The following is a 12,020-nucleotide window of genomic DNA, read 5'->3' as shown; positions in this document are numbered from 1 at the left end:
TAATGAATTATTTATGGGACAGCGAGTTGATTTACTCGCTGCGTTATGAAATTGCAGTTATTACTTGAAACCGCGAATTTTAAATACACCAGAGATAATGCATAGGCTATTCCAACTTCTGTTAACCTATAAGTATCAACAACTTATAGGTATTTGTTAATTTTGAGGTATTATTTTTAAGGAGAACTTGTAAAAGTTTTAAAAATTATTTCAAAACATTTACCAATGGTATTCGTTCGTTTAATTGAACCAACGACTAGTTTTAATTTAACGAGAGGTTTTCACATCTTTAATGTGATGTAGGCTTAAAAATGTTGAAAAAAGTACGCGAACGGTGAAATTTGAATTTTATACGTTTAAAAAGCTTGATGTTAAAATAAAAAAAGCCAGGCTAAAAAGCCTGGCAAAAGAGTTTGCAAAGAGACCATTCACAAGCCCAGAAGAGAGTTTTTAACAATTGGTTATTTGGTCTTAAATAACCTTTGTATAGGAAACTCTGATTAACCCAGAGTTTCTAGCGACACAAGGATGTGTCGTCAATTTCAAAAACGGTAAGTGATTGAAATTGTGAAGAAATTGGAAATCGCATTTTCAATTTCTGTTCTCTGATTAAATCATGGATGAGTTAATCAGAGACTCCTATAAGTCTAATTTGCATTTTCTTCGGTTTTTTCAGAGGTTACCGAATCGAGCAAATACATCAGTGACTTGTAGGGAATACCGGCGTGATGCGATAGACCAATCTCACAAGTACGACTGTTGCTGTAGCCTTGCGTGCAGTTATCTGGCAATTGTTGTTTTAAAGGCTTTAGTGCTTGTTGATTTAGCTCTGGTACAAACATGCCCTTGTCACCGGCAAAACCGCAGCATTCAATGTGTTCGGGTTCTATAACGTTATTTGAACACGCCTTAGCAATTTTGCGCAGATAATGTTCGCCACCCATCTTTCGGGTACTACAGGTAACGTGCAAGGCAACTGGGTCTGTTGTGGGCTCAAACTCTAGTTCGTCTAATAAAAACTCGGCAATAAATTCGAAGGTTTCGTAAATTTTTAATTTGCCAGCCAATTCTGCAATTTGAAAACGACAAGGACTGGTATCAAATACAATAGGCAACTCACCGTCTTGGCTAACGATTTTAAGTTGCTTAATTAGCTCATTGGCTTTTTGTTGTGCTAAATCGGGTAAACCTTTGCTGGAAAACGGCGTTCCGCAGCATAAATTGCTCAATTCATCGGGGACAATGAGTTTGTATCCGGCTTTGGCAAATACCGATTTGGCCACTTGAAATTGACTGCGTTGGTCTTTGTCGCTCGCTGCCGGGCCCATGGTTCGGCTGGCACAACTCGGAAAATACACCAGAGTTTTTTCTTCGTCATCGATACGATTCGATGCATAAATGGTCTCGGCTTTGGTGGGCCATTCTGAGTACCAAAGCGGTACCTTATCACTCACACTGTGTAATTTTTTACCAATACTGTTTGTGGTATCGGCACCTAACAAACGCGTTGCGGCGCCCGAAACAGCAAGACCTACGCCGGTAATTTTGGTTACCACCGAGAAGTTTTCTGCACTCCATTTAGCAATTAACCGCGAATTTTTACCCAGGTTTTGTGCACGAATATCACGAATTAAATCACCGGTATTAATTCCTACCGGGCAGCGTTGTGCACACAGTCCGGTAGCTGCGCAGGTATCAACACCATAATATTGATAAGAATGCGTTAATTCGGATAATTCTTGCTGTTCTTGGTCGCTTAACGAAGGTTGTGCATTTAATTTTTGAATTCTACGCCACAAACTAATACGTTGACGCGGTGTTAAGGTTAAGTCTCGCGACGGACAAACCGGTTCACAAAAACCACATTCAATGCATTTATCAACAATATCATTAGCGGCAGGTAGTTCTTTTAAATCGCTAATATGTGCCTGCGGATTTTTATTTAAAATAACGCCGGGGTTTAAAATTAATTCTGGATCAATAATGGTTTTTAGCTTTTGCATCACCAGATAGGCCTTAGCGCCCCACTCTAGCTCTACAAATGGCGCCATGTTGCGGCCTGTACCGTGTTCTGCTTTTAACGAACCTTTTAAATCAATGGCAACCAGTTGCGCTACGTCTTGCATAAATTGGTCGTAGCGTTCGATTTCTGCTTGCGTTTCAAACGATTGCGTAAATACAAAATGCAAATTACCCGCAAGCGCGTGACCAAATATAATGGCTTCGCTGTAACCGTATTTATCAAACAGTTTTTGCAGTTGTGCTAGGCCTTCGTCCATTTTATCAATGGGGAATGCAACGTCTTCAATAATAACCGTGGTGCCGGTTTTACGCACCGCCCCCACGGCGGGGAACGTAGCTTTACGAATGGCCCATAATTTATCGTTTTGAACCGTGTCTGTGCTAAAGGATATGGTTTGTGTGGGTTTAAAACTGTCGATAACGCTATTTAAACGCTGAATATTGTCTTGCAATAAATTAGCATTGGCAGCGCGAGTTTCTATTAATAATGCCGTCGATGAATCGGGATTATCGCAAAAAGAATCTGGTAAGCCGGGCTTGCCTTTTACGGAATTTAACGCACGTTGGTCTAACAGTTCTACAGCATCAACGGGTAGACGGCTAAGTTCGGCAACTAATTTACAGGCATCTTGGGCGGTGGCGAATAAAAATAAACCACTGGCTTTATGTTCGTGTTCAACAACAGTTTTGTAAACCACGTCGGCCACAAAGCCGAGCGTGCCTTCTGAACCCACCATGAGGTGTTTTAAAATATCTAACGGATCATCAAAATCAACTAATGAATTTATGGCGTATCCGGTGGTATTTTTTAGGCGATATTTATGGCGAATTAAATCGGCTAATTCGGTGTCGGCTTTTACTTCGTCGCCAAGAGCTTTTAATTGCGACAAAAGCTCGGCGTGAGAAGTGGTAAATTCGGCAACACTTTGCGCGTCGCTGGTATCTACACGACTACCATCGGCCAAGATAATGGTCATGTCTTGCATGGTGTAGTAAGTATTTTGACTAACACCACAACACATGCCCGAAGCATTATTGGCAACAATACCGCCAATTTTGCAGGCGTTAATCGATGCTGGATCGGGGCCAATTTTACGCTTAAAAGTTTTTAAATAGCGATTAGCATCGGCACCCACTACACCTGGCTGCAATCGAATTCTTTCACCGTCATCCAGTATTTCGTGGCCGCGCCATTGATCGCTTAAGACAATCAATACCGAATCGGTAACGGCCTGTCCCGATAAACTGGTGCCTGCCGCGCGAAAGGTAACCGCCACACCGTAGTGATGACACAGGCGTAATACTTGCTGAACCTGTGTTTGAGTGTCGAGCTTTAATACCAGCTCGGGAATGAGCTGGTAAAAACTGGCATCGGTTGCAAGCGCGCGCCGACGCGTAATATCTTCAATGATTTGTTCGGATTTTAAGATTGTTTTTATTTCAGAATAAAATCCGCTATCCAACTGAGTCATGCCTGTGTTCCTGTTAGTTCGCCAACAGTGGGTCTGTAACCCCAAGAATATAGGTTGCAATTAAACCGAGTAAGCCCGCAAAAACTACGTAGTAAACGGTAGGAATAATGGTTTTACGCAGAGTTGCACCTTCTCGACCCACAAGGCCCACGGTTGCAGAAGCTGCAACAACGTTATGAATTGCGATCATATTTCCGGCGGCAGCACCCACCGCTTGGGTAGCGACTAATAATGCGGTTGAAATACCTAAGGTTTGCGCAGCTTCAAACTGGAACTGACTAAACATCATATTAGATACCGTATTCGAACCGGCAATAAAGGCACCCAAAGCACCAATGGTTGGGCTGATAAACGGGAATAGCTGGCCAAAAATATCGGCAAATAATTGCGCACTGGCCACTGGCATACTCGCCAAGTCACCCACGTTAACGCCGGAGTTAATCACAATTCTAACCATGGGTATGGTGAATAATAAAACGAATCCCGCACCTAATAATGTTTTGCTCGACTCTTTGGCAGCATAACCTAAAGATTTAAAAGAATTACTGCCGCGACAATGAAGGAATGCTGCCACCAACGCAGAAATCACCAATAAACCGCCGGGCAGATACAAAGGTGCAATACCCGCGTTAATACCGGCTTCACCTAGAATGCTTTTTGCAGTCCAAGAAATGCCGTTTGATAACGCTTTAATATCTGGGAATACACGAGTTGCCACCAATAAAAGCGCAACCAATAAATAAGGAACCCAAGCAATGACTGCATGCATTTTGGGATTGTAGCCGGTGTCTTCTTCTTTAATGGTTAGGGTACCAAACCACTCTTTTGGCCAAAGATTGGTCGCTTCAAAATCCCATGTATTTTTAGGAATTAAGAATCCATGTTTTGCCGCGGTAACCACAATCGCCATACTTACCATGCCGCCAATCAACGATGGGAATTCTGGTCCAAGTAATAAACCGGTGATCATATATGGAAGTGTAAAGGCTATTCCGGCAAACAACGCGAAAGGGATTATTTCTACAACATGCTTCCAACTTTTATCTTTGCCAAAAAAGCGCGTCAACATAAACACCATAAAAATCGGCATAAAGGTACCGATAATGGCATGAACTATGGCAACTTCGCTGGTGATTACCTGAAGAAACTGCGCCCAACTTGACCCTTGCGATTCAAGCGTAGCACCAATAGCAGCGCTGTCTAATCCATTGGTTACACCAATAACAATCGGTGTACCTACCGCGCCAAACGAAACCGGAGTACTTTGAATCATCATACCCATAAGCACGGCCGCTAATGCCGGAAAACCAATGGCCACCATTAAGGGGGCGGCAATGGCTGCGGGTGTACCAAAGCCAGAAGCACCTTCTATAAAGGTGCCAAAACACCAAGCAATAATAATGGCTTGTACTCTGCGATCGGGTGAAACGTGGGTGAAGCCATGGCGAATAACGCTAATAGCACCGGTACGTTGCAAGGTATTAAGTAAGAAAATAGCCCCAAAAATAATCCAAAGAACAGAAACAGTGACTATCACACCTTGTAATACCGAAGCCATTACCCGGGTTAAAGTCATCTGCCAAATAAATAATGCAATTGCTATGGTTGCCGCCAATGCCACCGGCATCGCTTTTTTGGCAGGCCACTGTAATCCTAAAAGTAATACGCCGCACAATGCGATGGGTGATAAGGCAACCAGCCCATAAATCCAGTCTGACATGGGTACATCTCCGTTTTTTTAATTTATTGTTTTATTGTGGTTATCTGGTTATGGTTTCCGTTACCGAAAGCTTTCACGTATATCAACGTAGAAGGCAAGGTTTAACGAGAAGCAGGACAGTACCAATCTGATCCCTGCTGATATATGATCAAATGGAAACAACATTTTTTCTTTTTTTTATATAATGACAAATCATAAGCACGGTGCCAAAGCCGATGACATATTGCTTTTTGCTTATGTTGTAGAGGCAGGATCATTTTCTCGGGTTGCTGAGCAGCTAGAACTGAGTAATTCAGTGGTTAGTAAGCGAATAGCCCGCCTAGAGCAGGCGCTTAATGCGCAACTGCTGTATCGCAGCACCCGCAAATTGAGTCTTACCGACGCGGGCATTGTGCTTTATCAAAAATCTCGGCTGGCTAAACTTGCCATTCAAGAAGCCGAAGATGCCGTAACCGGCTACGGTAACGAGATTCGCGGTAACATTAAAATCACCATGCCGGTGGTTTCTGCGCGTTTTGTCCTCAATAACGCCATTGCCAAGTTTTGCGCCATCTATCCAGAGATATCGGTAGAAATTACACCAGATAACCGCTGTTTTGATCTTATAAAAGAAGGCTTTGATCTCGCCATTCGTACGGCACACCTCGAAGACTCTAGCCTTATCGCGCGCAGACTTATCGATTCGCAATGGATTATTTGTGCAAGCCCGACCTACATAACGCGCAACGGCAAACCGGAGCAACCCGAAGATTTATCTGACCATAACTGTATGATTTATAAATACGAAGGTGCCGGACTCGATCACTGGGCGTTAAAGCGTGATAACGAAGATATTCAAGTGCATGTGCGCGGTAGCTTAAACGCCAACGACTTAGAAGCGCTAAGACAGGCTGCCTTAACGGGGCTTGGCATTGCGTATTTGCCACGTGTACTGGTGCACGAAGATTTACTGGCGGGAAGATTAGTCTCGATAATGGCCGAACACGTTGGTAAACGTTTGGGTATTTACGCGGTTTACCCAAGAACTCGCCTGCCAGACCTTAGAATTAAACTGCTGGTAGAGCACTTACGGCAAGCTTATTTAGACAAGAAAGAATATTTTTATTAAGAAAGATTTGGAAAATTAGCAAGGATACTGCTCAACGGAACGTGCTCAGGTAAAAATCAGCTGCAAAGCGTTTTTTTTACCAAAAATACCTTCAAGACTAAACAGCAATACTGAGCTTTAACCGATTTTTAGAAGAACTTTTAGAGAGCCTTTAAAGAGTTTTTAGAAGACGGTAGAAGTAACAGAATACAGGCAGGAAAATAATTTAAAAGAATGTTTTATTAAATCAAATATAACCATCAGTTGAAGTAGTCTTAAATGGCTACTATTTAAAAATAGCAACACCTACTCTTAATGAATCTCTGGTTAATCTAAAACACGTCCCTGTGTTTAAGAAACCCGAGCAAAACCGAGTTTTTAACAAGATTTCTTAGAAATCAAACTTAGCAGAAAACTGTAAGTAATCCGAATCGATTCCGTCGATACCTTCATCATCAATAGAATAATTACCCAATTCCGCACCAACACTTAATTTAGGCGTTAAATTAGTAATGTAGTTTACCGCCCAGTGCGCGCGCTCACGACCTAACACATCGGTTTCAGCTTGGCCGTAATAAACGGTTGAACGTGCAATATCGGTCCAAAAATGACGATAAGCAACCGCAAACGCATCGGTAGATTCAACTTCGTTGCGACCAGTATCGGGATCAACAACAACATCCGGCGTTAAACCCGCACCAACATAACGACCTGGATCACCCGTGGTAATTTGGAAACGGAAATCGTCTTTACCAAAGGTTTTAATTTTACCGGCAACGTTTAAGGCAACCGCAAAATCATCTAAACCACCCTGATCAACCTGACGCAACAACGTACTGGCCGAGAAAGTACCCCAAGAATTGTTGTAATTATAACGCGCTACAACATCTGGATTCGCTTCATCTGGATCAGCTTCATCGCCGCTTAAACCAACTGCACTGGCCGGAGTACCAACATCACCGTCGCCATTGGTCTCTGGGTTTTCAATGGCAAACTGCCAAGGGCCTGTGGTATAGCGAACTTGCACCTGACGAACAAACGCTTCACCCACATGCGGACCACCAAAATCTAAAGATTCTGGTAATGCTTGTAAAGGCATAAACGTAGTCCAAGTTTGACCCGCTAACCAATTTTTGTACGTTAAATAAAAATGTCGCAAACGAGGATTTGAAGAGTTGCTCACAACTTCGTTACCGCCGCCACCGTATAAATCGAATTCTACGAATGCAGAGACATCTGGATGTTCTACTTTAAAATTAATGCGTGATTCACGAACGTTAAAACCCGTACGCGAAGTTTCACGAGGTGCACCACCCGGAAAATTGGCAACCCAATAATCTTGATAAGCAATATCACCGTTAACGTGGCGAACATCTACTTTGGTATAGCCACCAAAACTTACTTTTGCAGTACCCGCAGAGGTTTCTACACTCACCAACTCAACAGCAGCTTGGGCAGAATTTAGAACGGCTGAACAACTAAAAAGAATGGCCGGAAGACAAAGCCAAGTACGATTGGAAAAAGACATATCATTCCCTCTGTTTGTTTTTATTGTTTGATTACTGAGAATCCAGAAGGAATATAGAAATAAAGAATAAGTCGATAAACAAAGTTTAATACGAGAACTTTTTCCAAAAATTAGCAAATGGAAAAATTGGCGAAAAAATAAGAAATATTTAAGAGGTGTAGACTAAAGTATAACAGGCAACATTTTTCAATTTAAATACAGAATTAGTCATAATTTTAGAAAAGAACGCAAATTACAATAACGTTCATTCTAGCGCATGTTATTTAACTAGCGTTCTATCAAAAACAACCACATCACTTAGAGCAAACATGTTTAAAAAGTTCATAAACATAAATACAAATTTTTGTTAGACAATAGAAACTCTAAGAACCACTCATTAACTCTTCCATGATTTAATGAGTGAATAAAAATCAGCGGACAAAATCAAAAAGATACTTACTGAGTTCTTCACAATTACAGTCACCTACCGTTCTTGTAATTGATGACACATCCATGTGTCGCTATAAATTCAAAATTAATCAGAAAATTCAAAGTTATTCAGAATTTCTTACATTTAAACAATAGGAACCTCTGATTAACTCATCCATGATTTAATCAGAGGGCAGAAATTGAAAATGCGATTTCCAATTTCTTCACAATTTCAATCACTTACCGTTCTTGAAATTGGCGACACATCCTTGTGTCGCGAGAAACTCTAGGTTAATCAGAGTTTCCAATAAATTAACCGCCAAATTACGGTAATTTCTCTGTTACGTAAGCTTGTCCTAATTGATTCACTTCTAACGTTTTTAACTGCGCTAACAAACTAATGGCTTTATCGATTATTTCTGCATCAGAATAATTAGCGTTTGCCACCGGCGTTGGAAATACTGCGTTGTACTGCAATAAATTGGTGATTTCGTTGGGATCAGAGTTCAAATCGTATAATTCATACTGAGCCGGTAAATTAATGTCTACACTGTCAAAATAACGTACTAGCTTCCACCCGGTTTCTTCAATAATTGCATGAACATTGTTCGGGTGAGCTACCGGGCCTTCGGTTAACTTTGTCAGTTCACTCGAATTACCGGATGTTTTTGCATCAGTAATTAATTTATGAACCAAGGCATTGAATACACGAAAATTAGTTAGTTCGTGTGAGTCATCCTCAAAAGTTGAAGCCTGAGACCGGCCGGGCGGCGGTAAAGGTTCAGTAATTGTATCGTGGGTTATAAATAAAACACTTTTACGAGCATTATTAACAGATTTTTTATGATTTTGTATTAAATCACTGAGATTTTCACCAACAGGCATCGGAGCAACTTCGTACCCTTCTGCCAGGAGTTTATTTTGCAAATTGGGCATATCCTCTGTGGTAATGCCGGCTAAACCTAAAATTGTCGGTAAAATATCTATGTGGCTGGTAATCTTATCGATTTGTTGCAAACCATTGGGAACCGAATGCATTGATGTTGGATATTTAACAACAACCGGTACATGAATTACCTCTTCATAAGCCGAATGCCATTTTTCCATTAAAGTACCATGTGAAGCACCGTATTCGCCATGATCGGGACAAAATATAATAATGGTATTTTCGGCCTGTCCAGAATCTTCAAGTGCTTTCAAGGTTGCACTGATATGCTCATCGACCTCACTGATTAAATAACCGTAATACTGCATAAATGCACGGCTTGCTAACTCGGGATCTTGCGTAAGAGAAAATGGCAAACCAACATCGTTCGTATTTAAACTGTAGGCTACAGCAGCAGGCAGTTGTTCTTTACGAGTAATTTTACCGTTATCTAGTGCCTGTTGCGAAACCATGCGCCCGCTTTTGGCAACCAAAGATAAACCCATTTTATATTTGTATTCGAACTGACAAAAAGGCTTATTATTGTTTATTAAGTCTTCATTCCAGTTTGGAGCTACCTCAGCGTTATTCTGCGGAAAAGATTTTTTATTTAAAGTAATTGCAGTGGTTCCACCAAGCGGAATATTTGCCTTAGTACCCGCCTTAGGCACTGCTAAAGTATAAGATGCATCCGCTAATGATTGGTCACACACGTATCCGGGCAATCCGGGATAAGATGCAATGTCATGTGGATTAGTAAAAGAAGCAGCCGCAAACCATGGCGTAGGAGTATCGCTGGGCGATGGCGGATTTACGTTTGGCTTACCTTCAGCTTCTGCAACATTTGCCCTCGCATTTGCAATGCTGTAAGGAATACCCAAACCTTGACGTTTTAAAAACGCACACACATTATCTGCAAATTGATAATCACGATAATGTCCCAGATTATTCGGTAAAGCGCCGTGAGGATCAGGATAACTCAACTCCCAATCACTAAAACCGTAATCAACTAAGCTGCTGGTTTCCTCTCCCGAAATGTGCCATTTACCAAAATAATGTGAAGTATAACCGGCGGATTTCATGTACGAACCAATGGTTGGAAAACTTTTTTTAGGCAACCAAGGAAAGTTCTCATCGGCACCATCTTTAAATAAACCATCGGTCTGTAGCACGCCGGTTTTGGTACCATACTGCCCAGTAAATAACGCAGCCCGACTGGGAACACAAGCACTAGATGCAATGCGATGGTTTCTTAATACAACAGAATTCTCCCGCAATTGCCAAAGGCCAGGAAAATACTGTTTATATTCGTTAGCATCATTGTTGTTGCCCTGAAAACCAATGATCTTTTTCATAGGTTCAACAAAGCCGTGATTATCGCCAAATGCAAATCGTGGAAATCGCATTTGATCTACCATAATCATAAGAATATTGGGACGTTTAGAGGAAGTCATAGATCGGAATCCTTTTAAAAGACGGTCATGAAATAATTATTTTTTGTGTCTTATAAATTCAACATTAAGTACGGCATGTAAAAATAATGATTAACCGAGAAATTTCTATCAAAGAAGCTCTTATTTAACAGACTCTCATTAAAAAAGACTCTCACTAAAGCACTAAAGAAACTACTACTAAACAAGACCTCATTAAGTAGAAGACGCCAATTAGCACATGTTCGTTTTTTAAAGAAAATCGGTAAAAATACAATTTTTATTTTTATACAATTTAAATTATTTATAGATATGAGAATTAGTAACGCTTCTATCTGCCATAAAACGTTTTAGGTTAATCAAGGTTTTTTTATTTTGAGCATTGAAACAATCTTTTACGGAAATCATCACGATCACTCATGCTCAATAAATTTAGGTGAAAACAGCTTCTGCAACACCCAGAAAAACATACAAAATAAAAGCAACATTTAAATTGATTAAATCAAACCAAACAATAACTGTCCCAACTTATCAATCCGTAACTTAACATCTCAAACATAAACAATGAACAAACATTAAAAATCATTTCACAAACAAAAATCAACGACTTTATTAAATTATTAACGACCAATACCCAATTGAGATATCGCGAATTTAAATATCAAAAAATAAATATTTAAAATCATAAATATTCATATCAATCTATTACATTCAATTACACACTAATGACAGACATATAACAGATTACCAATTTAATAGCAGAAAAATTATATCAGCAGAAACTGTAATATCATTTAATAATCCTAAAATTAAATACATATTAAAAAAGTCGCATGACTTTCTATTGTGGCGCCCATTTATATTATCGACTTAGAAAATTTAGTTTAAAGTGTTTTCGGCTTCTAGCAAGCTATAAAACCCCTGTAGAAATTCAGAAAGAAAAAACCCTTTAAATAACTGGAAAAATTATGAAGATCACCAAATATATTTTAGGACTTATTTTTATCACAAGTTTCTCGAACTTATCCCTTGCAGATGTGGTAACCATAGTGGAGTTCGAAAATATAAAAAATAGAGACCAACAATTGATAAACGGAACTAATGTTTCTGGTTCAATATATCCTGCCATTCCATCAGTACTCATATCTAATGATCCTCCGTCAATACATGAATCAAGAACACCAGGAGATTTAGTAGACTCAGGAATTATTACATTTCAATCCTGCAGATTTAATTGGTCAACAATAAGAATGGGTGGTATTTATACATTTTCACGCGGAGCCGAACCATCATCAAGTTGCAGCCTTTTAGTAATTACACAAAATCCTTTTACCGGAGAACATCGATTAAGATTTCAAATAAATTAACTTTTCAAATTGCAAAAAATTTATAAAGTATTTAGGCATCCTTGAAGACTTTTATTCCATT

6 protein-coding genes are annotated in these 12,020 nt (G+C 40.0%); 2 read left to right on the top strand and 4 right to left on the bottom strand.

What is annotated here, in order from left to right:
* Positions 1-647: 647 nt before the first annotated feature.
* Positions 648-3,494 (bottom strand): FAD-binding and (Fe-S)-binding domain-containing protein, encoded by a 2,847-nt coding sequence (locus ACYQ2C_RS06480; protein WP_460100935.1) that lies wholly within the window; start codon positions 3,492-3,494, stop codon positions 648-650.
* A 13-nt stretch (positions 3,495-3,507) separates the two neighbouring features.
* A complete protein-coding gene (locus ACYQ2C_RS06475; protein WP_460100932.1) occupies positions 3,508-5,214 on the bottom strand; it encodes an L-lactate permease in 1,707 nt (568 codons plus the stop codon).
* A 184-nt stretch (positions 5,215-5,398) separates the two neighbouring features.
* On the opposite strand from ACYQ2C_RS06475, the gene ACYQ2C_RS06470 reads away from it, so the two are divergent.
* Complete coding sequence (locus ACYQ2C_RS06470) at positions 5,399-6,322, top strand: LysR family transcriptional regulator (RefSeq protein ID WP_460051529.1); 924 nt, start codon at positions 5,399-5,401, stop codon at positions 6,320-6,322.
* Between the two features lie 370 nt (positions 6,323-6,692).
* Here ACYQ2C_RS06470 and ACYQ2C_RS06465 read toward each other — a convergent pair whose 3' ends face one another.
* Both ACYQ2C_RS06465 and ACYQ2C_RS06460 read right to left on the bottom strand, forming a co-directional pair.
* The gene (locus ACYQ2C_RS06465) at positions 6,693-7,829 is read right to left on the bottom strand and encodes a DcaP family trimeric outer membrane transporter (protein ID WP_460051528.1); all 1,137 of its coding nucleotides are present in this window, start codon (positions 7,827-7,829) and stop codon (positions 6,693-6,695) included.
* Positions 7,830-8,561: 732 nt separating this feature from the next.
* Positions 8,562-10,616: a sulfatase-like hydrolase/transferase gene (locus ACYQ2C_RS06460; RefSeq protein WP_460051526.1), complete on the bottom strand. Its 2,055-nt coding sequence runs from the start codon at positions 10,614-10,616 to the stop codon at positions 8,562-8,564.
* 944 nt (positions 10,617-11,560) lie between these two features.
* On the opposite strand from ACYQ2C_RS06460, the gene ACYQ2C_RS06455 reads away from it, so the two are divergent.
* Complete coding sequence (locus ACYQ2C_RS06455; protein ID WP_460051524.1) at positions 11,561-11,959, top strand: hypothetical protein; 399 nt, start codon at positions 11,561-11,563, stop codon at positions 11,957-11,959.
* The last annotated feature ends 61 nt before the right edge of the window (positions 11,960-12,020 follow it).

This window comes from Sessilibacter sp. MAH3 (assembly GCF_054658275.1).
This window is presented reverse-complemented; position numbering and strand designations above follow the sequence as displayed.